Genomic DNA, 25,907 nt, shown 5'->3' with positions numbered 1-25,907 from the left:
GCGCTGTTTGACGGCCTGATCCCCTGCGGAGGCTGATTATGGGCATGTATCACAACCGTCCTCATGTCGAGGACATCCGCAAGATGAAGAAGAGCGGACAGAAAATCTCCATGCTCTTCGTCAGCACGCCGGATGAGGCGGCTGCCGCAGCCGCTGCCGGCATCCATATGCTCTCCATCGAAGGTCGATATTTCGATCCGGAAATGCGCCAAGCAGCCGGCGATTGTTTCGTACAAGTCGGTTTGCCATATGGCAGCTATGGGAGTTTCGCGGGCCGCCCGCTCGCAACAGCGGAGGACTATCTGCGTGCAGCGTTCCACTTTGCCGGCACAGGCGGCGACGCCTTTTATTGTGCGGCGTCATACGACATCCAGAAGACGTTATGCGACAACTACATTCCTGTCGTTGGCCATATCGGCCTAGTGCCGTCTTATATCACCTGGACGGGTTGGCGCGCAGTCGGCAAGACCGCGGACGAAGCAGTGCGCATTTGGCGACACACCCAAAAGCTGGAGCAAATAGGAGTCTTCGGCGCGGAGCTGGAAGTCGTCCCAGATCGCGTCGCGAAATTCCTCACCGAAAACTCCTCGCTTGTCATGCTAGGCATGGGCGCTGGCAAATATGCCGATGCGCAGTACCTCTTCACAGAAGACGTTTGCGGTTACGGCAAGAACCATAAGCCGCGACACGGAAAAGTTTATCGAAACCTTGGCCCTGAGCTGGAGAAGATTCAGGACGAGCGCGTCGCTGCCTTTAAGGACTACAAGGCAGACGTCGATTCAGGCAGATATCCCGGTTACGAGCACACGGTTCCGATTGTGGATGCCGAGTTCGATATCTTCATGAAGATAGTTAAAGGTTGAGAACTATGTCTGTGGGCTCATCTTATCCCTCACGGACATGCGGTCGACAGCGCGTATCAGTTGACAACCGACGAGCGCCATCGCTTGACGAGCTCAAAGCGCTGATTGCCAAAAGGGAACTGACACTTCCGGAGAAGTCGGAGGCTGTCGCCCGGGTGATATTTGCGGAGCCGGATTACGTGGCTTTCGAAAATGCCGCCGCAATCGCGCGCCGATGCCATGTATCACCCGCGACCGTGTCCCGACTTGCATCGCGTCTCGGGTTTGGGTCGTTTGTGGAAATGCAGAGCTGCTTCCGAAATCATATACTGCATCGATTCAAACTTCAGGAAGAACACGTGAAGGCGAACTGCTGAGGATCATGTGCACGGACTTTTGACCCCGACAGCCGAGTGCTCTTTCCAAACTTGACGGCGATCGTAATTCCCGAGGCGGCTGTTGGGAGCTTTTTCGCTTACGCCCACCTTGCGCAGTTCCGGCCCCTGCTGAAGCCTGTCGAGAATGGCGACCTGGTGGGTGAGCGATTGAGGGCGGTCGCCCTGCCGGGTCATGCTCCCGGTCATACCGGCTACGCGTTCGACACGGACGAGGACCGTTTCCTATTCTTCGGGGACGTCGTTCATGTGCCGGCCTTGCAGTTCGGCAATCCCGCGTTCAGTTGGGGCCATGACGACGATCAGCCGACGGCGCGCGCAACCCGCCTGAAGGTTTTCAGTGACGCGGCCAAGGCGGGGGACGTGGATCGCCGGCGCGCACCTTGGCTGGCCGGGCATCGGTCGCGTGGTGCGTAAGGGCGAAGCATACGGCTATGAGCCGGCAGGAGGACGAGTGACCGGATAGGCGGCCCGGTGCTGATCGGTTTATACCGCTCCCTTCGCCCAAGGCAAGGATCTCGACGAGCAGCGCGCCTCACTCCGGCGTCCTCAACAGCGGCGGCGCATCGTCCGGCCCACAAAATATCTGATTCTTGATCCACTGGCGGCCGATCGACGCCTGAGGCTTACCGGATCGGCGTCTCGCCGCGAAACAGCGGCTGGTGCGCCCGCATCAAGGCGGCAATCCGGTCGGCGACTTTTCGTACCGGCGGCGAGTGACGTTCCTCGTGATGGGTGACGATCCATTGGTCGGTTTCGAGCTCGGGGATAGGCTGAGCGACGCGAACCAGCCGCGGATCGCTGTCACCGACGAAGCACGGAAAGACCGAAAGGCCGGCGCCGGCGGCCACCAGTTCACGCACCGCATGGGTGTTGTTGCCACGTACGGCGATGCGGTCGCCGTGATGGGCTTGCAGCCAGCGCGCCGATGCAACGTTTGCGCCTTCGCCGGTGACGCCGACGAACAATCCAGCGGCGATGCCGTTGATCAGGTGACGTCCGGAATAAATGGCGTGAGCGACTTTGCCGCTCTGACGGCCGGCCAGCCACTGCTCGGTCGGACGCTCGCTGCGGATGCCGATGTCGGCGGCACGGCGGCCGATGTCGACCCGCTCGGTCGTGGTGACAAGCTCCACCCTTATGCCGTCATCGACCGTCCAGATCTCGCCGATATGGGCGGAAACGAAGGCCGACGTCCATGGCCCGGCCGAGACGCGGACAATGCGGTCGGGCAGGTTTCCCTCGCGCCAGCGGGTCAGCGACTGCATTGCTGCCTCGACGTCTTCGGCGCGCCGCAGCAGTTCTTCGCCGACCGGGGTCAGCCGGTAGCCGGTCTGCTGGCGCACGAACAGAGGTTCGCCGATCTGCTTTTCCAGCGCGGTGACGCGTCGTCCAAGGGTGGCTGCGCTGAGGCGCGTGGTTCCCGTCGCTGCGCTCAAGCCACCCAGCCGCGCAACGTCGAGAAACAACCTCAGATCGTCCCAGCCGATATCCATTTTGCAGAAATGAAAAACTCCTTGCGACCGTGGCTGTAGCGCGAAGGGGCATCATGCGCAAGTATGCAGGCGTTGGACGCGTTGGACATTCTTGCTTGGCGGGACAGTGACAAGCGCCTCGGCTGGCTAAGAAGCCACCGCAATCTTTTCGATCGCGCATGCGCTTCGCGCCGATGCTTTGCGCTTTCGACCAACCCAAGCGCGCGGGCATTCTCCACGCCAAAGGAGACGATCATGTTGGATGAACTTCGACACCGTTTCGCCCGCTGGCTTGCCTATCGCCAGACGCTTGCGAGCTTGAGGCGGGCCCCAGACAGCACACTTGCGGATGCTGGCATTTCTCGCGAAGAGATCCGCGAGCATGCCCGCCACGCCAGCGTGCGTCGTTGAGGAACCGGGCATGCAGATGATTGAGCTTTGGGATGGCCGCTCGGTACCGGGCATTGGCATCGGCACCTGGGCGGCGGGTGGCCCCGCGCGTTGGCGTGACACGGCGACAACCTATGGCGAGGTCGATGACATCAGGTCGCAAGCCGCGCTGGCGATGGCCTATGAGATCGGCGCGCGGGTGTTCGACACGGCGGCCGCCTATGGCGCCGGCAATGCCGAACTGATCCTCGGGCGAGCGTTGACGGGTAAGGACAAAGCCGTCATCGTCACCAAGGTCGGCTATTTCGGCGATCCTGAAACGCGCAAGATTGCTCCCGAGGATGCCTCTGCCGCAGCGATCCGGACATCGATCGACAATTCGCGGCAGCGCCTGCAGCGCGATTGTATCGACGTCGCGCTGCTACATATCAACGAGTATCCGATCGAGCGCGCCGGCGAGGTGTTCGATACGCTCGGCCTGTTGCGCCAGGAGGGCAAGATCGGCGGCTTCGGCTGGAGCACCGATCACCGCGAACGGCTTGCCGCCTACGCGCCGCGCGAGGGCTTCGTCGCCGTAGAGAACGACTTCAATGTGTTTACCCCGGCGAACGGGCTGATGGCCGTTGCGGCGCGCGAGAACCTCGTCTCGTTCAGCCGGCTGCCGCTGGCAATGGGGTTGCTCACCGGCAAATACACGCCGGCCATGCGGCTGCCCACCAACGATATGCGCGGCGGCAATGCCGAATGGATGGTATTTTTCAGGGATGGGGCCGCCAACCCGCATTATCTGTCAAGGCTCTCGGCAATCCGCGACCTGCTCACGTCGGGCGGACGCACGCTTGCGCAGGGCGCGCTCGGCTGGATCCTCGCCAAGTCGGCAATCGCGCTGCCGGTTCCCGGCTTCACGCGGCCCGAGCAGGTCGAGGACAATCTCGGTGCGCTGGAAAAAGGGCCGCTGCCGGCAGCGGTGATGGCCGAGATCGACGCCGTGCTGAAAATTGCCGAGACTGCTTAGGGTGTGGCGAATCCGAAATTCGCATTGGCGATAACGCGACCAACTTCGATCTCTCTGCTGTCTGCCGACATCGCATTTTTCTTAGTCAAGCTTCCGTGGCGCGATTGAAGGAGCGGCGGACACGCTCGAGTTGAAGGTCCGCCGCTCCGGTTTTCAGATCAAAGAGTGATGCTGCAACGGGAGATGGGTGGCGAGCTGCGCTTGAGCTGAGCCGCCGACCGCGTCGCTGTCGAGAGAGAGCGACCCGGTTGAGCTGTCAAAGATGATGTGGTGGGAACCATCATCCGTGGCCGTACCAGCAGGAGACGCATGCAATGAAAGCCCGCCCGACTTAAGCTCGGCAAGAGCGGCTTGATCGAGGTGGAGCTTGTCCTGAAGCTTGCTGAAGTCGAAGGCATCGTTGCCTCCGTGACCCGACATGATCTCGGCGGCGGCGCCGTTCTTTGCCTGGGCCCCGACATTTTCACCGCTCTGCACGGTCTGGGCGAACCCATGGCCGGTCAGGTTGGTTGCCGTTCTGTCGGAGTGATTGTTGGTGGCGAGAAACTCCGAGCCGGCAGAAAGAGCATGGCTCAACACAGCCAGCACCCGGTCAACGCCGCTGCCCAAATCGTCCATCTTGTTGCCGCCAGTGTCGACATGGGAGGTGTCGTTGCCGCTATGGCCCGCCATTTCGTCGGTGCTTGCACTTGCATGGGAGGCATCACTGGTGGCCTTTCCGTGACTGGCCGTGCGGTGGGAAGTCGCAGCTCCAGCAGAATTACTATCGCTAGTGCTGGCGTCGGAAGGGGCGATGGCGGTAGCAGTCGCAGTAGAAGTGCCATGGCTGGTCTTGGAGTCGGAGGCGGCCACAGTAGAGCTATTATCGGCAGCGGTGGCAGCGGAAGGCACAATTGCAGTGGAACTGCTATCGCCCGTCGCGGCTTCGGAAGAGGCCGCGGCAGTCGAACTGGTATTGCCGGTGGCGTCGTCGGAAGCGGCAGTTACAGTCGAACTGCTATCGCCGGTGGCGTCATGGGAAGGGGCCGTGGCAGTCGAACTGATATCGCCGGTGGCGTCATGGGAAGGGGCAGTCGCAGTCGAAGTGTTGTCGCCGGTGGCGTCATGGGATGGGGCAGTCACAGTCGAACTGCTATCGCTGGCGGCGGCATCGGAAGGGGGTGTCGCGGCAGCGCTGCCGTCGCTGGTGTCGGAAGGTTCGGCCCCGGTGGTAGCGAGGTTGTGCTCCCGGAAAACGGCTTGCAATTCGGAGGAGCTTTCAAGCGCGGTGTCGCCGTTCTGCGTTCCCCATTTGTAGGTGTAGTCGAAGCCGGGCGTCGGAACCAATGCGGCCCAATGATCGATCATGGTTTGCATCTGTTCGGGGGTGGGCATGACATGTCTTCCGCCATCGGAAGTCTCCCAGTTACCGCCGCCAAAGGCCTGATATACCGGAACGATGTTGTTAGCCGGGATGCCCGACTTCACCGCTGCAGCCACGGCTCGATCGATCATGTCGTAATCGACCGTGTCCGTTCCCGTGCGCACCGGATAGGGGTCTATTCCGAAATAGTCGATATGCGTGTTGGCCGGATTGTAGGTGTTCGTAAAATCCGGATTGGTCGGGGATCCCATATTCATCATGGTGATGAAGGTCTTGGCGCCCGGAAAATGCTCATGGATCCAGTCGGATTCCGCCTTCAGGTTCTCAGCGGTTGCGTAGGTGCCCCACCTGCCGGTGGGATCGGGCTCGTCAACAAGATAGAATCCGAACACGTTCGGATTGCCGAGGAAGGGGGTCATTTTCTCGATGAAGGATGAGGTTACGCCCTCGTGCTCATTCAGATACACCAGGCCCTTCATGCCATCCGGCAATGCGTTGACCTGGCTAACATATTGAACGTCGGCCAGATTGAAGCCAGCGTTTGCGATTTCGGTGGCGGAACCACCCGAGGTGTAGTGCAGAGTTGCCATCCAGTAATCCTTTTTCTCGTTCGATAGCGCCCGAGGCCTACCTACTAGAGGGTGTATATTAGCGCCAAATCACATAAAGACACTAGTTGATAAAATCATTGAGCGTTTGTAGGAATGCTGCATTAATTGTGGCTTTTTTTGATAAAAGCGGGCTGTACACAAGAAACTTATCGATTTTCTCAGGTCACAATCCCGGCGGAATCGCGACTTTATTTTGAAATAGCTGTGGCTTTGCAACTTATGACGTTTAAATTACGGGAAATTACATTCTTGTTTGTTTTTGATTTATCAATTTACCTTACGAGATGAAAATCAGACAGACGTTAACCACAAGAGCCAAGCCGCTCCGCGGTCTCACTGCCGCAAGCAATTAGTTGTGGACAATTCGTAGGCATCTGCGCGCTCAGCGGGCGGCAGATCTCCGTGATCGAGATCAGTCAATGTAGGAAGCCGCTCAAGGTGAGAATAGGGGCGGTTCCCAGTTGGAGCGCCTACCGCACTCGCCCATGACGAAGACTTAAGCGACATCAAAGCGGTTCGGCCCACGTTTACAAGCGAGCGACAACTGCGGAATGACTGCCGGGTTCGCGGTGCCTGGTTCCTGCTCTCGCGCTCAAGTAATTGGCAGTCCCGATTTATCGATCGTGATCTGCGAAGGGGCGGTTTGTGAAGCCATGGCCGCTATTGCGCAGCGGATCTGATAGCGGCCCAGGGATCTGATACTCGATACCGGGCTCAGATGGGATCTGACCGTGCGTTGCCGACAAGAATCGAATAAGAGTAAAGAAACGAGAAAGTGCACACCGGATTACTCGCGAAGCCGTTTTGCTTCGTCGTCATGCAGGGTGCGATGAGCTTCTCTTTCACTGAGATGCACTAAGTCCGTTCAAGACACGGAAGCGGGCCGCGAACCGCGCCGAGTAAACTCGGTGGCGGGCAGATTCAAGCCACCCTTCAATGATACCCTGCTAGCGAACCCGCTGGTGACGAAGGTTGAGTATAAGCCCGAATGGGCACCCGCTTTGGAAAAATCCGGTGCTTGAACAAAGACGGAGCGGCGGACCGGCTCGAGCAGAAGGTCCGCCGTTCCGGGTCGTTCAGATCACAAGAAACGAACCTGCTGCAAGCGACAGACCTGGAGAGAGCGTGGCGAACTGTATTTGAGCTGCGCCACCGATCCCGTCGCTGTCGAAAGAGAGTGCTCCGGTTGAGTTGTTGTAGATGATATGATCGGAGCTATCATGTGCGGCCGCACCCGCAAAGAAAGCATCGGATGAAAGGCCTCCCAGCTTAAGCCCGGCAAAAACCGCGTCGTCGAGCTGGATCTTGTCCTGAAGCTTGTTGAAGTCGGTGATCCTGTCGACATTGCCGGCTCCAAGAGCGCTGTTGAACATGAAGGCATCATTGCCTCCGTTACCGGTCAAGACGTCGGCACCGCCGCCACCATTGATGATGTTCGCGCCGGCGTTGCCTTGGATGGTCTGGGCAAAGGTGTTGCCTGTCAGGTTGATTGCTGACGTACCGGATGGGCTGGTGGTGGCGAGAAGCTCGATCTGTGAACTGGCCGAAAGCGCATGGCTCACAGCAGCGAACACCCTGTCGGTACCGCCGCCGACCGCCTCGTAAACTCTGTCGCCGGCATTGTCCACATAGTAGGTATCGTTGCCGCCATAGCCGACCATCGTATCAGCGCCACCGCCGCCATTAATGACATTGGCGCCGGCGTTGCCCCCGATGCTCTGGGCGAACTCATTGCCGGTGAGGTTGATCGCCGATGTGCCTGACGGGTTGGTGGCAAGAAGCTCAATCTGCGAGCCGGCCGAAAGCGTGTGGCTTACAGTAGCGAACACCCTGTCTGTACCACCGCCCACCGACTCGAACACCCTGTCGCCGACATTGTCTACATAGTACGTGTCGTTGCCGCCATAGCCGACCAACGTATCGGCCCCACCGGCGCCGTTGATGACATTGGCGCCGGCATTGCCCTGGATAGTCTGGGCGAACGCATTGCCGGTCAGGTTGATCGCCGTGGTGCCGGACGGGCTGTTGGTGGCGAGAAGTTCGATTTCCGATCCGGCCGCAAGCGCATGACTTACGGAGGCGAATGCTTTGTCGGTACCGCCGCCCGCAGCCTCAATCTCCTTATCGCGGACATCGTCGACATAATAGGTATCATTGCCGCCATAGCCGATCATCGTGTGGCCGCCGGCTCCGTGAAACACATCGTCGCCGCTGGTGCCATACAAGGTGTCGCTTGTCTCGACGGGAGGCGGTTCGGTCCCGGTGGTAGCGAGGTTGTGCTCCCGGAAAACGGCTTGCAGTTCCGGGGAGCTTTCAAGTGCGGTGTCGCCGTTCTGCGTTCCCCATTTGTAGGTGTAGTCGAAGGCAGGTGACGGCACCAGTGCGGCCCAATGATCGATCATGATTTGCATCTGTTCGGGGGTGGGCATGACCTGTCTTCCGCCATCGGAAGTCTCCCAGTTACCGCCGCCAAAGGCCTGATAGACCGGAACGATGTTGCTAACCGGGATGCCCGATTTCACCGCTGCAGCCACGGCTCGATCGATCATGTCATAATCGACCGTGTCCGTTCCCGTGCGCACCGGATAGGGGTCTATTCCGAAATAGTCGATATGCGTGTTGGCCGGATTGTAGGTGTTCGTAAAATCCGGATTGGTCGGGGACCCCATGTTCATCATGGTGATGAAGGTCTTGGCGCCTGGAAAATGCTCATGGATCCAGTCGGATTCCGCCTTCAGATTCTCAGCGGTTGCGTAGGTGCCCCACCTGCCGGTGGGATCGGGCTCGTCAACAAGATAGAACCCAAACACATTCGGATTGCCGAGGAAGGGGGTCATTTTCTCGATGAAGGATGAGGTTACGCCCTCGTGCTCATTGAGGTACACCAGACCCTTCATGCCATCCGGCAATGCGTTGACCAGCGAAACATACTGAACGTCAGCCAGATTGAAGCCGGCGGTTGCGATTTCGGTGGCGGAACCACCCGAGGCGTAGTGCAGAGTTGCCATCCAATATTCCTTTGTCTCATTCGATAGCGCCCCGGGGATTGCCTACTAGAGGGTGTATATTAGCGCCAAATCACATACCTGCAGGCGCTGATAGAATGGTTGATCGCCAATAGGAATGCTGCACGAAGAGAGAAATCCCAATAGATGTATTAAATAAATATCAAGAATATAACCACGTTAAGCTCGCACGGCTATGCAGATCAATCCAATTAATTGGAAATAGATAGTTTAATTGTCTAAAAATTTAGCCTGCATGTCGCGGAATTCAATTGTTAATTTAGCTGTTAACCTGCAAATTTACATATCATAAGAACATTTAATCTAAGGGACAAGGCCCTTCGTAGTCTCGTTGCCGCAACCAATTAGTTGTGGACAATTCGTAAGCGTCTGCCCGCGCGTCGCGGGATATCGGTCGGCAGATCAGTTTCCGACATCGGAGGGGTCGAATCGGCTTGCCCGCTGGTCGCATGAAGGCAAGTCGCGTCAGGGGTTGTGGGTGAGAGGGCTGATCATCATGCCTGGTAACACGCGGACCGGACAGGGAGCTTAGGAATCCCAGCGTAGAGCAGCCGTACAGCGCACGACTGTCGGAAGGGCTTTCTTCGGTTGGCTTATCAGTGACGAGTCCGGCTTGGCAGAACTCGCCAGAGTTCGAGGCACAATTCATCGGCGTATCCACAAGATGCCGTCGAGGTGCTTCGCGCTATGCGTAAGGCCGTGATCCCAATGCGGTTTACCTCATTCAAACAGACGAGGACAGTAGGCAAGCCTCCTCCTACCGTACCCTTTCACGCGCACAGAAGTAACGAAGCAGAACCATGAAAGCAGATGCGAAAGGTAGTTACTTCATGCGACCGAAACACGGCGCACGGACGGGAGCTTCGGGATGAATCCGCATCTCGTTTGTGTGGGAGGCGAAGATCACGCCCTGAGAATTCCGTTCCTAATGTCGCTGCGCGAAAGCGGCTTCCGGGTCACAGCGGTTTCGACCGGCGATGAGGCTGCGTTTTTGCGGCATGGCATTCCGCATCGCGGCTACGGTTTCGACCGATTTGCCAGCGGCGGTGGCGAGTGGACCGCCGTAAGAGCGATTCGGAAACTGGTTGCGGAACTCCGGCCTGACATTGTCCAAAGTTTCGACACCAAGCCTAACCTGCTGGCACCCCTTTCGCTGCGCGGAACAGTTCCGGTCGTACGCACGATCAACGGCCTCGGCTGGACATTCTCCTCGCTGGAACCGCGGGCTCTGGCCTTGCGTCCAATCTTTTGCGGACTGCAGTGGCTTGCTTCCTTCTGGACGGCAGCGACGGTGTTTCAGAACCGGGACGATGAGGCCTTCTTCAAGCGCTTTCGATTAATTGAACCCGGCAGCGGAAGAGTGATCCGCAGTTCTGGCATCGACGTCGATGCGTTCGCCATGGCGAGGCATCTTGCTCCGCCGGCAACGAAAATGCGCAAGGAATTAGGGCTCCAGTCAGCGGAGATCGTGATTTTTGTGGGCCGGCTGACCCGCCAGAAGGGCATCCCGATACTGCTTCAAGCAGTGCCCCGCGTCCTTTCCAAAAGACCTAACGCTCGTTTCGTGCTTGTCGGCCCTTGGGAGTCCGAAGGTCCATTTGCAGTCGACAAGTCGGAAATCGATCGACACGCTCCTCATGTTATCGCGCTTGGCCCACGACGCGATGTTTCAGCCCTTCTTGGCATGGCCGACGTGTTCGCCTTCCCCACACAATATCGGGAAGGAATCCCGCGCGTCCTGCTCGAGGCAGGGCTGGCGGGTTTGCCCATCGTTGCCTCGAACATGCCCGGCTGCAATGAAGTGGTCGAGGATGGATGGAACGGCTATCTTGTCCAACCGCACGACGCCAATGGTCTTGCATCTCGAATAGTTGACATCCTTTCCGACCGCAGTCGCGGAAAGGTCATGGGCGGTCGTTCCGTCGAACTTGTCCGGGAGCAGTTCGCGCTGCCGCGGGTGGTGGCCCAATATTGCGATCTGTACAAAAATATCCTTGGCGCCAAACCCCACAGCGATCTCGCCCGACCGGCGTCTCCGATCTTGTTTGGAGAGGGTGCTGCGAGAAGCAGATTGGACTGGCGCCGATGATCCGGGACGCGATCCTGGCCTGCGGCCTCGCAACGACCTATGCGGTGCAACTCGACATTCCAGGGTCGCCCTTAGGGGTTGGCGAACTGTTCATCGTACTTTGGATCATGCTGTCGATTGGGCGCGTACTCGCCGGGGGCCACCTGGAGACAAGGCCGGCGCTGACACGCCTTGTGAGCTTCTGGACGATCATGGCGCTTGCTCTCGGGATCGGCACCGTCGTCGGCTATCTGACCACAATTCTATATCTGACGGGCCTGATGCACGATACGATGGCCTACCTGCTGTTGGTCAGCATCACCTGCCTTGCCGCTGCAGAACCCGACGCTGATCGCCGGCTGCGTCGTACTGGCTGGTGGGTTGTGGGCATCGCGAATATCGCGCTTGCCATTCAGCTGGGACAGGGCTGGGGCTGGATCCCCCAAGCTGGCGTCGATCCCTGGTACTGGGACCGCTTTCGTGGCTGGTCGCATAATCCAAACCAGCTCGCGCTCTACTGCGCAATCTTTGGCCCGCTAGCCTTGCATCTTGCGACCACCACCAGCAATCGATGGGGCAGGTTTCTTGGGATCGCCAGCTTGTTCCTGACCTTCTATGTCGGGAGGCTGACAAAGAGCGATACCTATTTGTACACCAGCATCCTGACCTGCCTGACGTTCCTCGGGCTGCGGATCAGGACATGGCTCAAGACCGGTGGCAACAGAGTCAGCTTTTCACGGCAAGCCGTCCTCCTGTTGCTTGTCGGTATCCTTCCGTTGGCGATCGCGATAACCCCTTACGCCGTAACTGAGGCGAGCGTCCTCGAAAATTTCGCCAAGGGCCTGACCAAGGACAAAGGCGGCGAGGCCACTGCCGAAACCGTCGCACTCCGCGTGCATCTCTGGAACGAAGCGCTGGAGAAGGGCGCCGAATCCGGGTCGCTGGGCCTTGGTCCAGGTCCGCATCTCGAGCGCCCATCAGTGTTCGACTCGCAATTTCTGGAACGGCCCTTCGAGGCTCACAACACGATCCTCGACCTGTACACTCAAGGTGGTCTCATTGCGGTTCTGGCGCTGGTCTGGATAGTCGGCGCCGCCATCATATCGGTGTGGCGTGCGAAGCTCGACGCGCTGTTAGCGCTCGTGGTGTCAATCATCATCTTCGGGATGCCGCATCTGATCATCCGCCACCCGATCGTATGGTTTGCGCTAACCATCTGCCTTGTCGCCGGTACGCCGAAAGCAGTTTCTGCAATCTCCAACAATCCGGGGTAATGGTATGTGTGGTATTGCCGGAATTCTTCTTGCCTCCGATTCAGCCGACACGAGGCCGCTCAGGGCAATAGAGCAGATGACGGCCGCACTTCGTCACCGCGGGCCGGATGGCGAGGCATTCTGGGTAAACTGTGAATCGGGGGTCGCCTTCGGTCACAGGCGGCTGGCCATAGTTGACCTGTCGGAGGCTGGCCGTCAGCCGATGCATTCTGAAAGCGGCCGATATGTCATTACATTCAACGGCGAAATATACAATTTCCGTGATTTGCGCCGTGAGCTGGAGAGTACAGGCCATCATTTTCGGAGCGCCAGCGATACCGAAGTCATGCTCGCCGCAATTGAGAGTTGGGGCCTCGAAAAAGCACTCACCCGTTTCGCCGGCATGTTCGCTTTAGGATTGTGGGACCTTAGGACAAGGACGCTCCATCTCGCCCGCGACCGAATGGGTAAAAAGCCGCTTTATATCGCCTCAACACGCGATGCACTTGTTTTTGCTTCCGAGTTGAAGGCGATCAACCGTTTTCCAGGGTTTTGCCAGGAGCTCGATATCGATGCGGCCGCGGCAATGCTTTCGAAGGGATGGGTACCGGATGACAGCTGCATTTGGCGAGGCGTGTTCAAGCTGCCGCCGGGTTCGGTCCTGTCGGTAACGGCCGCTGAGTTCTCCGGGGAACGCAGTGTCGCCTGTCTGTCGCATCGCATTCGACACTGGTGGTCGCTGGCCGAAGCCGCCACGAAAGGGCGGGCGGAACAGGTCGCCGGCAGCGACGAGGAACTCACCAATGAACTGGACGGCCTGCTTCGACTTGCCGTTCGGGAGCGCATGATCGCTGACGTCCCGCTCGGGGCCTTCCTGTCGGGCGGAATAGATAGCTCGACGGTTGTGGCCCTTATGCAGGCTCAATCGGAAAAGCCCGTGCGCACGTTCACGATCGCTTTCGGAGAGGGCGGGTTCGATGAGGCTCCCCACGCTGCGGAAGTCGCGCGCCATCTGGGGACCGACCATACCGAACTCCACCTTTCGGCTGCCGTAGCGCGCGACGTCATTCCAGAACTGCCGCAGATCTGGGACGAGCCATTCGCTGACGAATCGCAGATACCAACTCTGCTGGTGGCGCGGCTCGCCCGGCGGCACGTTACGGTGGCTCTGTCGGGCGACGGTGGCGATGAATGCTTCGCCGGCTACGCCCGCCACTTCATGGCGGCCCGCCTGCGACGACAGCATATTCTGCCGTCAGCACTGCGTCGGGCGCTCGCGGCAGGCACTGGGTTATTGGCCCGTGCAGCCCGCCACGATCTCGTCGGCAAGCTGCCGCTTTCGGAGGGTGCACGGCATGCGCTTCGGGGGGATCGGCTGAATCGCCTAGCTCAGCTGCTTGCTGCAGCCAACGAGGACGAGTTGTATCGGCGACTTACGGGATCATCGAACGAGAACCTGAGCCTCCACCAGCCACCCTCATCAATTCACGTCGATCACCGGCTTGATGGGCTGCTGTCCCGTCTTTTGTATGACGATATGGCTGGATACCTCCCCGGGGATATATTGGTGAAGCTGGACCGCGCCAGCATGGCCAACAGCCTCGAGGGGCGATGCCCGCTGCTCGATCATCGGGTTGTCGAATTTGCCTGGCGCCTGCCGACGAATACGAAAGTTCGTAATGGCAAAGGCAAGTGGATTCTTCGTCAGTTGTTGCGCCGGTACGTTCCGCAGCGGCTGATCGAGCGGCCGAAGCAAGGTTTTGATGTTCCTATAGCAGTCTGGCTGAGAGGCCCGCTGCTGAGTTGGGCAAACGACCTTGTCGCCGATATGCGTTTGTCCGGAGACGGGATTTTCGACCTTGCAGAGGTGGATGCGTGCTGGCGCGATCACGTTGACGGCAGGCACGACCATTCTCGTGAATTGTGGCCCGCTTTGATGTTCCAGGCCTGGCACAACGAGGCAAGGCGGCCATCGCCCACAGCAACGGGTTCTCGCGTGCCCGAACTTACAGGAGATTAAGATGGAAGGGTCCATAGTTAGCCGCATCCACCTTCCGCACGTTAACGAAATGCACGTGCCTGCGCGCGAAATCGCTCCGCGCATGAAACGGCCTTTACGCGAACAGATGGACACGCAAACCCCATTCCATCAGCTCCTCATTACCCTCTCAAGAAAAAAATGGTTCCTGCTGGCCATGGTCATCACTGGCGGTGTATTAGCCGCGCTTGCGGGTCTTGCACGGCCTGCCCTGTATGAAGCCACCGCACAGGTAATCGTCGACGCACCTAGTAGAGCAGCCCCTGCCGGCGGCTCGGTCTCTACTCAAGATGTGCTGGATTCCAGCATTGACGACCACATCACCATGCTCTCGTCGCAAGGCCATCTGCGAAGCGTGGTGGCAGCGCTGCGCAAAACGGACGCTCTCAACAATACTAGAAAGGTTGATGCTGCTACCGAAAATTCTGCTGCTGACCCTGCGGGCGTCGAGCCGCCGAAGTTGCGCTCGGGTACAGCCGATCTGCTGGCCAAAATTTGGCCGCGAAGCACTCCGGCGGAGCCAGATGCGGCTGAACTCAAGATACTCCGTAAGGGTATAAGGATCGGCCAGGAGCTGCGATCGAGGGTCATCAGTGTCGGCTTCACCGATCACGATCCGGCGCGAGCTGCTTTGATCGCCAATACCTTTGTCCAAGTGTATATTGGCGATCTGGCAAGGAAAAGCCAAGCATCGGACAGACTGGAACTTGAATCGATAGTTGCCGGACTTCCAGCTACACAGAACAGTCTCGCAGAAGCGACCGATCGTCTTGAGAGGTATCGGCTGAGCCATGGCGCGATCGACCAAGGTGCAGCGGATAATGCCGCCAAGGAGATAGTCGAACTCACCCAGCAAATCTCCTTGTCGAAAGCCGATCTCTCCGCATCGGAATCTCGACTTCAACACATTCAGGACTTGCGAAAGGGGGGCGCGTCGGTTGCCGCGGTAGCCGAAACCATCGGATCACCCGTGCTGGCCGATCTCTTGGCACGCCAGGCCAACGGCACAACAGATGAGGATGTCACAAATGCGATCGATCGTGAGATCGAACAAGAAATCGCCCGCGTCGCTGCCGAGACGAACATCTATCGCTCCCAAATAGCGGTGCTGCAAAAGCGTAAGGACGTCCTGGATGCGGTTGTGGCCGATACAGCCGGCCGGCTTTCCGGATTGCGCGCTCTCGAGCCCCAGGTCGGCATCCTGACGCAGCGTTACAACGACCTTTTGACCCGGCAACAAGACTTGATGCGGCGTATCGCAAGTCCATCCCCCGGAGTCAGGCTTCTCTCAGCGGCGTGGCCTCCTACCAATCCAACGACTCTGTCGCCAATATTTCTTATTCCGCCCGGCATGGTTGTGTTTGGCCTGATTGGGGGGATCTTCATACTTGTCCGCCAACGCTTCGATAGCACCTTGCACGGAGAGGCCGAAGCTGAAGCCGCGCTCAAAGTTCCGTGCCTCGGGCTGATACCCCAGGCTGCCACAACGCACGCGAGGCGACTGCAGCAGCTGGTTTCAGGTCAGCAGGAGTCAAGATACAGCCGCGCCGTGACGGCCCTGCTTGTCGCTGCAGCGCCCCAGCGGGCGAGGGATTGCTCGAACATAATCTTGATAACATCCTGCAGTGAGGATGATGGCAAGACCGAGCTCGCATGGAGCATGGCCTTGGCGGCCACAAGACTTGGAGGGCGAGTACTCTTTATTGATCTGGACCGCACGGACCGCCGCCTTACAGGCGAGTTTGTGAAGGAATTCAGCGCACGTAAGCCGCACAATTTTTTTGGAGACTATATCAATGACCGTTGTGCGCTGCGTGATGCGATAGCTGGAATGTCGGCAATCGGAATCGATTTCATGGCGCTCGCACCGTCGGAGGATCTGCTGCCCTTACTGTCCAGTGTCGATGGCTCCCCTTTCAAAGATGAACTGCACTCGGTCTATCGGGTGGTCATCATAAATGGGCCGCTGGGGCTTGAGGGACCAGAGGCCAGACTCCTGACAGGCTGGGGTGACGTGGTTCTTTTCGCCATTCGCTGGGCGAAAACGCGACGCAGCATCGCGCGAGGCGTCCTAGACTTGCTTGCGGGCGATACGCCAGCTTCGGTTCCCGTCGCAAGCGTTCTCACGAAGGTTAATCTCAGGAAGCACGCGGGTTACCGGTTTGGGGACAGCGCTGATCTCTTGCTGGAGGGAGCATGACGAGCTCGGCTTTTACTGTTGCCTACTTCCCACCACCGCCCGTTGAAAATCCCCGTTTTAGGCGCCGCGCCGATCGGCTGCCGGCGCGGGCCATTCGCCCGTAGCCGGGGTTGCCGCGGAGAGATCCGTCCGGAGCGTGGGGCCGAGGTGTCACAACGGAACCTACTGGCCAGGAGCCGCCGGACGGGCATTCATGAATTTCGGGAGCAACGCCTGAGGCGACGCCCCTGATGCCATCCTTCGTCTGCTTGGCAGGTCCAGCAGCCTGGTGGTGTCAAAATCACCTTCCCGCTGCAAGCGGCGTGGCACCGCTCATTACTGCTTGGCTTGGCGATGAATCCGTGGCGCAGGTGACGAGACTTTGTCGATTTTCGCCCAGAGTGCGCTCCCGCCCATCGTAGATGCGTTCCTGATGGCGTATGCCCATGCCGGCAAGCGTGACGGTGAAATCGCAAGGGCGGTCAAACCTTGCGCCATTCGTTGCGCTTTGCTTCGCGGCAGGGCCCGAACGAACTCACTCAGACTACCTGGTTTTTGGCCCTTTCGCAAAAAGCTGTGGACGATGTCTTGCTTCAGGAATTTGGCGAGATTGAACGGCTCGCGCTCGCATTTGCTCAATTGCAAGCCGTGCCGCCGACATATGGCATCGAAGGCTCCTTTCGTCCATCGGCCAATGTGGTTTGGTGGCATGTCTACGAGCGAACCGTGAGACTCCATATAGTACGTTCTGTTTTCATTTGGCACGGCAATGAAAACAGATCCTTCCGCCTTCAGAAGATATTTTAAGCGAGCAAAGACCTCATCCACTTGGTCCATATGCTCGAAGACCTGAAACATGAAAATAAAATCGAACGCCTCTTTCATGGGATTGAAGCTGCCATCTCGAAAGTCATTTGCAAATGTCTTGAAGCCTTTTGACGCCAGTACTGATCGCGCCGTTTCGTTGTAGTCGACGGCAGAAATATCCGAAGTATGGAAGAATTTATTCTTGATGCGGTCGAGAAAATACCCAAACCCCGATCCCACTTCGAGAGCAGTCTTTCCGCCAGTATTCAGGCCCGCGAGCTCTTCGATTGTTCTTGCATATTCCCATTTCATAGTTGGATAAGAAGGGTACGCCCAGGCTAAGTTATAAAACTCAAAGCCGCCGGCGACGAACGGATCTGCGAAACCGAATCCACAATCTGCGCATTTGCGAATGTCGCAAGTGTTACGGCCCCAGAGATCCGACAGGTGGCTTGTTAACTTTCGGGAGCGATCGGGGTCCTGACGCGGATTGATGAAATGTCGAGAGGCCTCGTCTGCTGTCACTTCGAACAATTTTGCGGTTGATACACTGCCACACGCCGGACAAATGGTCATCTCGCTATCCCCGAAGCCTGGACGAAGGAAAGCCGCCTTCGACGGTGTAGAATGCGTGCCAGCCGGCCAACGCAGGCCTCAATGATGCCGCCACGCTAAATTCGCCTCTGGCTACGCAACCGGCCCAGTCTCGGGCGGATGGCGAACACGTAAGTAAGAATGTGCTGGCTCGCAATTTTCATAACTGATGGGCGAAGAATTTGCATGGCATCTTGGATCGTCGCTCGCCATGACTGCTGGTGGAATCTGCTGGGAATACGAGCAACCCGCAGCGCCCGTAACAAAGTCTCGGGGCGAGGGAGGTGTTTACGATCCTGAATTAGATTCCAGTTAAGCTCTTTGACGGCAAGAGTTACTTGATCAACTTCATCAAAATTCTTAGTTGTAGTGATGCTCGGGTGATTGGTCGCGTCGTAGAAGATCAAGCCGTCATTTATCGCGACCATGTCTCCGTGGCATGCCAGGTCAACAAAGAACAGCTGGTCGACTCCGGCCGGGATAGAATTGTGCGCGCGCATCAGGCAACCCGCGTGAATGACGTCGCGGTTGATCAACAGCGTCGACGGGATGATCCCGAGGCTCCGCGTCGTACGGACCAGATAGAGGTCCGTTAGGCATTGCTGGCTCGAGTAGACGGAGATCCGTTGTCGCCCTTGCGGTGGCAATCGGAATTTCATCCGATCGTCTTCAATTATATTCGCGGCACAGGTCATAAATGCAGCCGAGGGATGCTTGGTGGAAACCTCGGCAAAGGTCTTGAGTGCGCCTGGGGCGAGCCAGTCATCGTCATGGAGCAGCTTGATCCATTTTCCGACGCAAGCGAGCATGGCGTTGTTGGTATTCTCGACCTGACCCCGGCCCCGACCGTTCTCGACAATTCGGATGCGAGGCTCGGTCCGTGCATACTCGGTGACGATTGCCCAGGTCGCTCCCTCTCGGCCCTCGTCGTCGCTGACGACCAGCTCCCAACTGGCGAAATCTTGACTCAGAATGCTATCCATCGCCCGGCGGATCGTGTCCGGTCGGCGAAAGGTCGGGATGGCAACTGAAATGAAAGGGCGCAGTCGCGAAGCATCAGCGCGATGATGTTGGTCAACCACATCGGTCGTTAGAAGCTGATCAAGCTGCGAGTGCTTCATGGTGTTTTTCCCTCGAGATGATGACTCTGCTTTGGTATGGCGGCTCCCGATGGTTCGACGTAGTGGCGGAGAAGATACAGAGAGGCCGCCGTTTTCAGTGCAAACCCGACGGCGCCGCCGGCCGCCATCAGATAAATGACTTTGAGTGGTTCCCAACCTGCCTCAGCACCGGCGAGTAGCGGGCCAAATACAAGCGCCGTCCGCGCGCCGTCGACGAGAAGTCGTACCTCTTGCCGCCGCAGAAGAGCCGGGACATCTTGAAGCGGTGTCGACAACGCCTGCGTGGCACCCATGAACGCCAGCGCGGTCATAATGTCTGCGGCGGGAACCCAGGGCGCGCCCAAGAGGGGAACGACGATATATGGCGCGGCCAGGCCAAGCGCTAATATTGGCAATGCGGTGAGGCCGGCTGAAAGCATCAAGAGGCCGTGCGCGGTGCCGAGCAAATGGGCGCGACTGCTGGTTTTGTTCGCCTCAGATACAAAAACATTGCTAAGCGGGTTGGCGATCAGCGTGACGGGTGCAGTCACCAGCCGTGACGCAACTCCCAGGTAGCCGGCAAAAGCGGCGCCAAACAGCGAACCAACGAGTATTGCGGGAAGATTGATGATGGCAAAACTCGCTAGGGCCGACGGAATGTCAAACAATGGAAACTTGTATTCTCGCCTGGCGACTGCAAAGACGGTCCGCCACGGCGCTCGGGCGATGCCGCCTATGTCCTTCCTGCTCAGAATCCGAGAGCCGAGGATTCCGATGAAGATGAATTGGCTCAGGATATGAGCATGCACCATCGCGTCGCCTCCGAAATGGGCGAGCCCAAAAGTTAGTTGCAGCAGGGCCATGGTCACCGGCAAAATCAGGCGGCCGAGGGCGAAGTCGCGTAGCAGGCCTACGCGCAGACTCCAGCAGTTCATTGCTTCGACGAGGCCGGCACCCCCCATCCCAAGTGGAATGAGCCAGGCGAGGTGGCCAACTCGCGCTGGAGCGATGCTCGCCCACAGCAGTCCTGCCCCAAAGGCCAGGACACTCGTCACCAAGACAGCCAGGAGAATGAGCTTAACGGTCACGTACGCCTGCGCACTGTCCTTGACCCCATAAAGCGAGGCCTCGAAACGCAATGCTGCGATCGCACCGAGGATGTTTACGATCGACAGGTAAATCGTGAAGATCCCGAAATCTGCCGGGGAATAGAGCCGGGCCAAAACGGGAATGGCGGCGACCAGGGTCAGCTGGCCGGCAATCGCCATGGCCGAAACGCCTCCTGCCGCGCGAAGAATACCGCCGATCGGGCTTGGAGGAACACGGGTGATTATTTTCTCGACCGTAGCAACCGTCCTGGATCTCAGAAAGTAGCTTTGGGACATGAGCTCGCGATTCCGAGGAGGCAAAATGCGGTCGAATAGAGCTTACGATGGAGCCCGAACGTCACCATCATCCATCTGAATGACATTGTTCGGCAGAGCGCGGATGCGGCGAATTCTTTGTGCTCCGTGCCAAGTGCAACTTCAGTCTCCGAATCGAGATCGCTCATTGGAACTGCCCGCGATAAGCTGATTTGCGCGAGGATCGCGCGGGGCATCGATGACCGGAAAATGTCGTCGTGACGCTGTGCGGCATCAGCTGATCTTTTGACCAGACCAGCAGCCCCGACAGGATAACAGACGCGTGGATCCGTCGCTCCGACAAGGCGCGGATCACACGGTGGCCTCTACATGCACCAACGTTTGTTGCCGTATGCTGGTCGCGGCATCCCTTCCATGAAAGTCCCGGTACCATTCGACAAAGCGTTGCACTCCGTCCTCAAGCCGCGTCGTCGGGGCGAAGCCGACGGCCTTGCGAAGGTCGCTGACGTCGGCGCGTGTCTCTAAAACGTCGCCAGGCGGCAACGGCACATCCACGCGAAGCGCCCGGCAGCCAAGGGCGGTCTCGATGATCGAAATGAGCCGGTTGATCTCCTCGGGCCAGTCGTTGCCGATGTTGTAGACGCGATGCGGCGCGGAACTTGTAGCAGGATCGGCGGTGAAGGGGTCCCAATGCGGATCGGGCCGCGGCGGTGCAGCAAGTGCTCGAACCACGCCCTCAGCGATATCGTCGATATAGGTGAAGTCTCGCCACACGCGGCCGGCATTGGCTACTTCGATTGGATTCCCCTCGATAATCGCACGCGTGAACATATAGACCGCCATATCGGGCCTGCCCCAGGGGCCATAAACGGTGAAGAAGCGCAGTCCAGTCATAGGTAAGCCGAACAAGTGACTGTATGAGTGCGCCATGAATTCGTTTGAACGCTTGGTTGCGGCGTACAGACTGACAGGATGATCGGCGCCGTGATGCTCGGAAAACGGTATGGTTCGATTTGAGCCGTAGACGGAGCTCGAAGAGGCATAGACGAGGTGACTAACGCCGAAGTGCCGACAGCCCTCAAGAACGTTGAGAAAGGCTATTATGTTCGATTGCAGATAGGCATGCGGGTCAACTAGTGAATGTCGCACGCCGGCCTGAGCCGCGAGATGCACAACGTTTGAAGGTCGAACTTCTGAAAACAGCAACTGGACACGCGCCGCATCCGCCAGATCAATTCGCATCGGAGTGAAGCCCGACTCGGTACAGAGGCGCGCAAATCGCGCTTCCTTGAGTCGTGGATCGTAGTAGAGGGAGAAATTGTCGACGCCGATGACTTCGACACCCAGACGCAAAAGCCGCAAAGCGACGTGAAAACCAATGAAGCCTGCCGCGCCGGTGACGACGATCGGTCCGGTCCGTGCCAGTCTCTTCACCGCGCGGTCCGAACGCGATCGAGCGATTTCCACCTTCTCCGCTGCGGCAAGAACAGACTCGCTGCCTAGATCGTTGTCCAACTTGTCGCCTTTCGAATCCGTTCGACAGTACCGAATGGCCGGTCCGGGATTGCGGCTTCCGTCATGCGGTGCACGACCTGCCAAGTCATGACACTCCAACTTGCGCCGTCTGAATCCCCGGGCGGATGCCGACGTCCGGCGATGGTATCCAGTGGCCTGCCTCTACGGCAGGACCGAAATGCGGCCAAGAAGGGCCACCAGTTCCGCCTGGCGTTTTGTTTCGGTCTTGGCGAACAGCGAGGCAAGCTGGGAACGGATCGTGGTGCGGCTGAGGCGCCAGCTGCGAGCGATCTCCAAAGGAGCGTCGCCCTGAGCCAGGCGCAAGGCGAGGTGCGTTTCTGCGCTCGTCAGGCCAAACATTCTTTGCAACGTGCGAGGATTTGGCCCAGATCTGTTATCCCGATCCAGCAACGCCACAATGCTCGTTCCGTCGGGAGCGATAACGCCGTTCTCGTTCAGAATCACCGGACGGTCGCCTCTGCTGCGGATCACCACCCAGGATAGTGAGCCCGGCAGGAATTGACCCGGAACATTTGCGATCAGCCGCCTTAGGGCGGTCGTAAGCCCGCTCGCAGTGTCGGCCGCTTCCCCCTGGCGCTCAAGCGTGGTTTGGGCGGCTGCGTTCCACTCGACCACCTTTCTCTCGCGATTCAGCACGAGATAGCCACAGCCAATGCGATCAAGCACGCCGGTTATGGATTCCAGACTGCGGCCTTTTTGTTCGCCGAACCTTGCGTCCAATAGATCCGATGCGCGATCGGCAAGGTGACCAGAAGAGGGCCGCGTATTCCGCGCTTCAAAATCATACCTGGTCCTCGTAGCAATGTACCGATTGCTCGAAGAAGCATTGACCTGTCTATCGATCAGATTCATTTTCTACCCCTAACCCAAAGTTTCACACGCCCGAAATAAGTATTCGGGATTCATGTAGTCTTCTATGTGTCGCTGGATTCTAGTCTTCTATGCGCTGACGGATAATATGTTCATCGCCACCTTGAAAAACTTAATATGATCCGACAGTTCTAAGGCAGCTCTTAGGCCCCGCTGCGTCCGATAAAATGCGCGCTATGATAGCGGTATGGCAATCCGGCAGTGGTACTAAGCTGTACGTTTTTTGCTCTAGTCTCGACGGGCTAGTCAGAAGGTTGTAGTCTGTGTCCATGAGCTCGCAGTCGCGCAGGTCGAATTCGAACCCGTCGGGCAGATTGCTAACTCATATTGCCTCTGCATCGGTGTTAGCTGCCACACTGATATTTGAAATCAAATCGTCAGCCTATATTGGGCAAGGCGCCAGTTTTCTGGAATTTATTCCGGCTATTATTATTATCGCCTATCTCGAAGACCGCGTGGCAGCGCTTGCTGCGACCATTCTGATGGTGACTGTCGGCCTGTGGGCGCGAGGACACGATCACATTTCAAATGGAGATTGGGCACGCGCAATCCTGCTTCTGGTTTCGGGCGGGGTAATTGCCATGACGTTCCATCGCCTTCGGCAGGACTTGCGTGAGTTGCTGGAAGTCGCGGAGGCCAGGCTAGCTGCCGTCGAAGCGACAGAAAGCCGCTATCGTTGGGCCTTCGAACGTGCTGCCCTGGGATTCGCGAACACCAACGAGAAAGGTGAGTTGCTTCAGTCCAACAAACGCCTTTGCGAGATGACCGGGTACAAGGAGGAGGAGCTTGCCCAATTGCGGCTCGATACGCTCGCCCATCCGAACGACCGGCATACCTTGGCGCAATTGTTGGCAAGGCTGGGCAATGACATCTCTTCGTTCGTTTCCGAGGTCCGTCTGTTAAGAAAGGACGGTATGGCATTCTGGGCTCGGCTAACGCTTTCTTCGTCCGTGCCCAAGGGGGGACTCTCGGAGAGCATCTTCGTGGTGGTCGACGATATTTCGGAACGACGCGCTGTTCACGAAGCGCTTCGGGCTCAGAAGGAATGGCTGGACCTCGCTCTGTCTGCTGGACGCTTGGGCACGTGGCGCATCGACCTTAAAGACGGGACAGTCACGGGCTCGGACACGTTCTGGGACATTCTCGGCCTGGCCCAGGCCAATAGCCGCAGTTTGGAGGAACTGTCAGCTGTCGTCCATCCGGCGGACTGGCCAAAGCTGGCGGCATCGAGAAAGGCCGCACCATCGGTCACGAATTACGATGTTGAGATACGTGTCCGCCGACCGGACGGACATATCCGCTGGGTTGCGCTGCGCGGAAGGGAGGAAAGACATGATGATGGTGGACAGCGGCTTGGAGTGGCTGCCGATCTGAGCGAGAGACGACAAACCACGCTGCTGCGTGCCGCGGCAAAGAAGCGGGAGCGCATCATGCTCGAACAGCGTCATAGATTCGGCAATGTTTTCGCGGTGATCACGGCGCTCGTGAAGATGGTCGATGTTCCCGGAAACAACGTCGCCAAATACAAGGAAATGCTGATCGATCGGATACGCGCGCTCGAGGCAACCCATTTGCTTCTTTCACGCAACGGCAGCGTATCGGGGGCGATAAACGATCTCGTTGCGCAAGAGTTGCACCCTTATATGGGGACACGCGCCATATCGGTCAGCGGTCCGTCCGTGGCGATATCGGGAGGCGCCGCCGAGAGTTTTGCAATGATCGTTCACGAGCTTGCCACCAATTCCATGAAATACGGAGCGCTTGGCGATTCAAAAGGCCGGATCGACGTAAGCTGGACGTTCGCAGCTGAAGACACAGGCAGCGATGTCGTGTTCGAGTGGGTGGAATCGGGGCGGCGGCGGACCTCAAGTGTAGTCCGTCATGGCTTCGGTTCCATGATAATCGGAGTGGATGGAGCGCCGCTTGTCGGTCACTCTCCCAGGCTGGAAATATCGGACCAAGGGTTGCGGTATTCGCTGCGGCTGTCGCGCAAGGAAATCGGATTGTAGTGCAGTGCTACAATCGGAAGCAGATATCTAAAGGCGGGTGGCGCTGAGCGGCCTTTGAGATGGGCAGTGTTCTTTCCAAGAATGTCGTTGGCCCAAAGCTGCGCCGTGGCTTTGGGATATGCAGTAATATGCGTGAGGAGTCATGGGATGCCGTTGCACGTCCAAAAGGACGCGCGGCGCTCTAGCTGGCATGTCTCGAAAGCCAAGTCTTCAGCATAACGGCAGCCTCGGTCCGATTGCGTACCCCCAATTCACGCAGAACCGCAGCAGCGTGGATTTTCGTGGTCGCCTCCGCGATTTCCAGATCGCGCGCAATTTCCTTGTTTGAATAGCCTTCCGCCATCAGCTTGAGGACTTCCTTTTGCCTCGAGGTCAGCCTGCCAAGGTTGACGCCAGCGGTACGTCGCTGTGGGCCCTTCTCGGAGTGGGTATGCGCGTGGGTTGCTTGCGTTGCACCCGAGCGTGACAGAAGTGCGGGAACATAGATGCGCCCGGAGAGGATTTCATTGACGGCCAAAACAACCTCTTCGTCCGTCTGCGACTTTACGATGTAACCGTGAAGCCCGATCGACAGAGCCGTGAGTATTTCCGAGCGTGAATCGTTTCCGGAAACGATCGCAAATCGCGTATCCGGATAGGCGGACAGGATCCCGCCGAGCACTTCTTGATTGAACAGGCCTGGCATATTCAGATCCAGGATCGCGAGATCCACGAACGATTGCTCCGCCAGCAAACTGAGCACCGCGTCGAAACAAGACGCTTCAAATATCTCTACACCTGGAATGCCTGCGGTCAGTGCCAATCGCAAGCCGCGACGATACAAGCCGTGATCGTCGGCGATGACGATTCGATACATTGAACTACCCCAACGCGTATCTGAATGGATTGAACGGTGATGGGCCTGAAGTCGTAGCCATTCACTCGTCGATTCATCCAGCCGACGCCGCGGCACCCCCAACACCACAAACGCCG

General features: G+C 58.1%; 19 protein-coding genes. 10 read left to right on the top strand and 9 right to left on the bottom strand.

Going from position 1 to position 25,907, the window contains the following annotated elements; translation table 11 throughout:
• The first annotated feature begins 38 nt into the window (after positions 1-38).
• Genes NKH80_RS03895 through NKH80_RS03885 form a run of 3 tightly spaced genes read left to right on the top strand, consistent with a single transcriptional unit; the run spans position 39 to position 1,654 of the window.
• Positions 39-863, top strand: a complete 825-nt coding sequence (locus NKH80_RS03895) for a 3-methyl-2-oxobutanoate hydroxymethyltransferase (protein ID WP_352479337.1) — start codon at positions 39-41, stop codon at positions 861-863.
• 5 nt (positions 864-868) lie between these two features.
• Entirely contained in the window at positions 869-1,219 is a 351-nt protein-coding gene (locus tag NKH80_RS03890; protein WP_352479336.1) for a MurR/RpiR family transcriptional regulator, read from the top strand.
• Positions 1,220-1,255: 36 nt separating this feature from the next.
• Complete coding sequence (locus NKH80_RS03885) at positions 1,256-1,654, top strand: MBL fold metallo-hydrolase (RefSeq protein WP_352648295.1); 399 nt, start codon at positions 1,256-1,258, stop codon at positions 1,652-1,654.
• 209 nt (positions 1,655-1,863) lie between these two features.
• On the opposite strand, the gene NKH80_RS03880 is transcribed toward NKH80_RS03885, so the two are convergent.
• Positions 1,864-2,733, bottom strand: coding sequence for a LysR family transcriptional regulator (locus NKH80_RS03880; protein WP_352648298.1), 870 nt, complete (start codon positions 2,731-2,733; stop codon positions 1,864-1,866).
• Positions 2,734-2,967: 234 nt separating this feature from the next.
• Between NKH80_RS03880 and NKH80_RS03875 the strand changes: the two genes are divergently transcribed.
• Positions 2,968-3,123, top strand: coding sequence for a YjiS-like domain-containing protein (locus tag NKH80_RS03875; RefSeq protein ID WP_352648301.1), 156 nt, complete (start codon positions 2,968-2,970; stop codon positions 3,121-3,123).
• 10 nt (positions 3,124-3,133) lie between these two features.
• The gene (locus NKH80_RS03870) at positions 3,134-4,117 is read left to right on the top strand and encodes an aldo/keto reductase (RefSeq protein ID WP_352989730.1); all 984 of its coding nucleotides are present in this window, start codon (positions 3,134-3,136) and stop codon (positions 4,115-4,117) included.
• A 153-nt stretch (positions 4,118-4,270) separates the two neighbouring features.
• Here NKH80_RS03870 and NKH80_RS03865 read toward each other — a convergent pair whose 3' ends face one another.
• Together NKH80_RS03865 and NKH80_RS03860 are read right to left on the bottom strand one after the other, a co-directional pair.
• Positions 4,271-6,070 carry a calcium-binding protein gene (locus NKH80_RS03865; RefSeq protein ID WP_352989727.1) on the bottom strand — a complete coding sequence of 600 codons (1,800 nt, stop codon included), beginning with the start codon at positions 6,068-6,070 and terminating at the stop codon, positions 4,271-4,273.
• A 1,097-nt stretch (positions 6,071-7,167) separates the two neighbouring features.
• Positions 7,168-9,099 carry a calcium-binding protein gene (locus tag NKH80_RS03860; protein ID WP_352989724.1) on the bottom strand — a complete coding sequence of 644 codons (1,932 nt, stop codon included), beginning with the start codon at positions 9,097-9,099 and terminating at the stop codon, positions 7,168-7,170.
• Positions 9,100-9,985: 886 nt separating this feature from the next.
• On the opposite strand from NKH80_RS03860, the gene NKH80_RS03855 reads away from it, so the two are divergent.
• The 4 genes from NKH80_RS03855 to NKH80_RS03840 are packed head-to-tail and all read left to right on the top strand — an operon-like array spanning position 9,986 to position 16,676.
• Positions 9,986-11,206 (top strand): glycosyltransferase family 4 protein, encoded by a 1,221-nt coding sequence (locus NKH80_RS03855; RefSeq protein ID WP_352884552.1) that lies wholly within the window; start codon positions 9,986-9,988, stop codon positions 11,204-11,206.
• Positions 11,203-12,459, top strand: a complete 1,257-nt coding sequence (locus NKH80_RS03850; protein ID WP_352704724.1) for an O-antigen ligase family protein — start codon at positions 11,203-11,205, stop codon at positions 12,457-12,459. Before NKH80_RS03855 ends, NKH80_RS03850 begins: the two co-directional genes overlap by 4 nt.
• Positions 12,460-12,463: 4 nt before the next feature.
• Positions 12,464-14,458: an asparagine synthase (glutamine-hydrolyzing) gene (asnB, locus tag NKH80_RS03845; protein WP_352989722.1), complete on the top strand. Its 1,995-nt coding sequence runs from the start codon at positions 12,464-12,466 to the stop codon at positions 14,456-14,458.
• Between the two features lies 1 nt (position 14,459).
• On the top strand, positions 14,460-16,676 hold the full coding sequence (locus NKH80_RS03840) for a GumC family protein (RefSeq protein ID WP_352884549.1): 2,217 nt from the start codon (positions 14,460-14,462) through the stop codon (positions 16,674-16,676).
• A 315-nt stretch (positions 16,677-16,991) separates the two neighbouring features.
• Here NKH80_RS03840 and NKH80_RS03835 read toward each other — a convergent pair whose 3' ends face one another.
• From NKH80_RS03835 to NKH80_RS03815, 5 genes are all read right to left on the bottom strand, one after another.
• Positions 16,992-18,038, bottom strand: a complete 1,047-nt coding sequence (locus tag NKH80_RS03835; RefSeq protein ID WP_352507241.1) for a class I SAM-dependent methyltransferase — start codon at positions 18,036-18,038, stop codon at positions 16,992-16,994.
• A gap of 95 nt (positions 18,039-18,133) precedes the next feature.
• Complete coding sequence (locus NKH80_RS03830) at positions 18,134-19,177, bottom strand: glycosyltransferase family 2 protein (protein ID WP_352507240.1); 1,044 nt, start codon at positions 19,175-19,177, stop codon at positions 18,134-18,136.
• Positions 19,174-20,424, bottom strand: a complete 1,251-nt coding sequence (locus NKH80_RS03825) for a lipopolysaccharide biosynthesis protein (protein ID WP_352507239.1) — start codon at positions 20,422-20,424, stop codon at positions 19,174-19,176. The genes NKH80_RS03830 and NKH80_RS03825 overlap by 4 nt, the downstream gene beginning before the upstream one ends.
• Before the next feature lie 447 nt (positions 20,425-20,871).
• The gene (locus tag NKH80_RS03820; RefSeq protein ID WP_352989858.1) at positions 20,872-21,954 is read right to left on the bottom strand and encodes an NAD-dependent epimerase/dehydratase family protein; all 1,083 of its coding nucleotides are present in this window, start codon (positions 21,952-21,954) and stop codon (positions 20,872-20,874) included.
• A 243-nt stretch (positions 21,955-22,197) separates the two neighbouring features.
• Positions 22,198-22,908: a helix-turn-helix transcriptional regulator gene (locus NKH80_RS03815; protein WP_352507238.1), complete on the bottom strand. Its 711-nt coding sequence runs from the start codon at positions 22,906-22,908 to the stop codon at positions 22,198-22,200.
• Between the two features lie 287 nt (positions 22,909-23,195).
• Between NKH80_RS03815 and NKH80_RS03810 the strand changes: the two genes are divergently transcribed.
• Positions 23,196-24,935, top strand: coding sequence for a PAS domain S-box protein (locus NKH80_RS03810; protein WP_352507237.1), 1,740 nt, complete (start codon positions 23,196-23,198; stop codon positions 24,933-24,935).
• A 181-nt stretch (positions 24,936-25,116) separates the two neighbouring features.
• Here NKH80_RS03810 and NKH80_RS03805 read toward each other — a convergent pair whose 3' ends face one another.
• Entirely contained in the window at positions 25,117-25,791 is a 675-nt protein-coding gene (locus NKH80_RS03805; RefSeq protein WP_352480474.1) for a LuxR C-terminal-related transcriptional regulator, read from the bottom strand.
• Positions 25,792-25,907 lie beyond the last annotated feature (116 nt).

The organism is Mesorhizobium sp. M0904 (assembly GCF_040319475.1).
In the GTDB taxonomy this organism is placed as follows: Bacteria; Pseudomonadota; Alphaproteobacteria; order Rhizobiales; family Rhizobiaceae; genus Mesorhizobium.
The sequence above is the reverse complement of the archived record's forward strand: the minus strand, read 5'-3'. Positions and strand labels throughout refer to the sequence as shown.

Coding starts and splice junctions, on each gene's coding strand:
- NKH80_RS03815 (WP_352507238.1), bottom strand. CDS start 22,908: ATGAATCTGATCGATAGACAGGTCAATGCTTCTTCGAGCAATCGGTAC.
- NKH80_RS03835 (WP_352507241.1), bottom strand. CDS start 18,038: ATGACCATTTGTCCGGCGTGTGGCAGTGTATCAACCGCAAAATTGTTC.
- NKH80_RS03830 (WP_352507240.1), bottom strand. CDS start 19,177: ATGAAGCACTCGCAGCTTGATCAGCTTCTAACGACCGATGTGGTTGAC.
- NKH80_RS03870 (WP_352989730.1), top strand. CDS start 3,134: ATGCAGATGATTGAGCTTTGGGATGGCCGCTCGGTACCGGGCATTGGC.
- NKH80_RS03810 (WP_352507237.1), top strand. CDS start 23,196: ATGAGCTCGCAGTCGCGCAGGTCGAATTCGAACCCGTCGGGCAGATTG.
- NKH80_RS03895 (WP_352479337.1), top strand. CDS start 39: ATGGGCATGTATCACAACCGTCCTCATGTCGAGGACATCCGCAAGATG.
- NKH80_RS03865 (WP_352989727.1), bottom strand. CDS start 6,070: ATGGCAACTCTGCACTACACCTCGGGTGGTTCCGCCACCGAAATCGCA.
- NKH80_RS03825 (WP_352507239.1), bottom strand. CDS start 20,424: ATGGCGATTGCCGGCCAGCTGACCCTGGTCGCCGCCATTCCCGTTTTG.
- NKH80_RS03890 (WP_352479336.1), top strand. CDS start 869: ATGTCTGTGGGCTCATCTTATCCCTCACGGACATGCGGTCGACAGCGC.
- NKH80_RS03860 (WP_352989724.1), bottom strand. CDS start 9,099: ATGGCAACTCTGCACTACGCCTCGGGTGGTTCCGCCACCGAAATCGCA.
- NKH80_RS03875 (WP_352648301.1), top strand. CDS start 2,968: ATGTTGGATGAACTTCGACACCGTTTCGCCCGCTGGCTTGCCTATCGC.
- NKH80_RS03805 (WP_352480474.1), bottom strand. CDS start 25,791: ATGTATCGAATCGTCATCGCCGACGATCACGGCTTGTATCGTCGCGGC.
- NKH80_RS03850 (WP_352704724.1), top strand. CDS start 11,203: ATGATCCGGGACGCGATCCTGGCCTGCGGCCTCGCAACGACCTATGCG.
- asnB (WP_352989722.1), top strand. CDS start 12,464: ATGTGTGGTATTGCCGGAATTCTTCTTGCCTCCGATTCAGCCGACACG.
- NKH80_RS03855 (WP_352884552.1), top strand. CDS start 9,986: ATGAATCCGCATCTCGTTTGTGTGGGAGGCGAAGATCACGCCCTGAGA.
- NKH80_RS03840 (WP_352884549.1), top strand. CDS start 14,460: ATGGAAGGGTCCATAGTTAGCCGCATCCACCTTCCGCACGTTAACGAA.
- NKH80_RS03880 (WP_352648298.1), bottom strand. CDS start 2,733: ATGGATATCGGCTGGGACGATCTGAGGTTGTTTCTCGACGTTGCGCGG.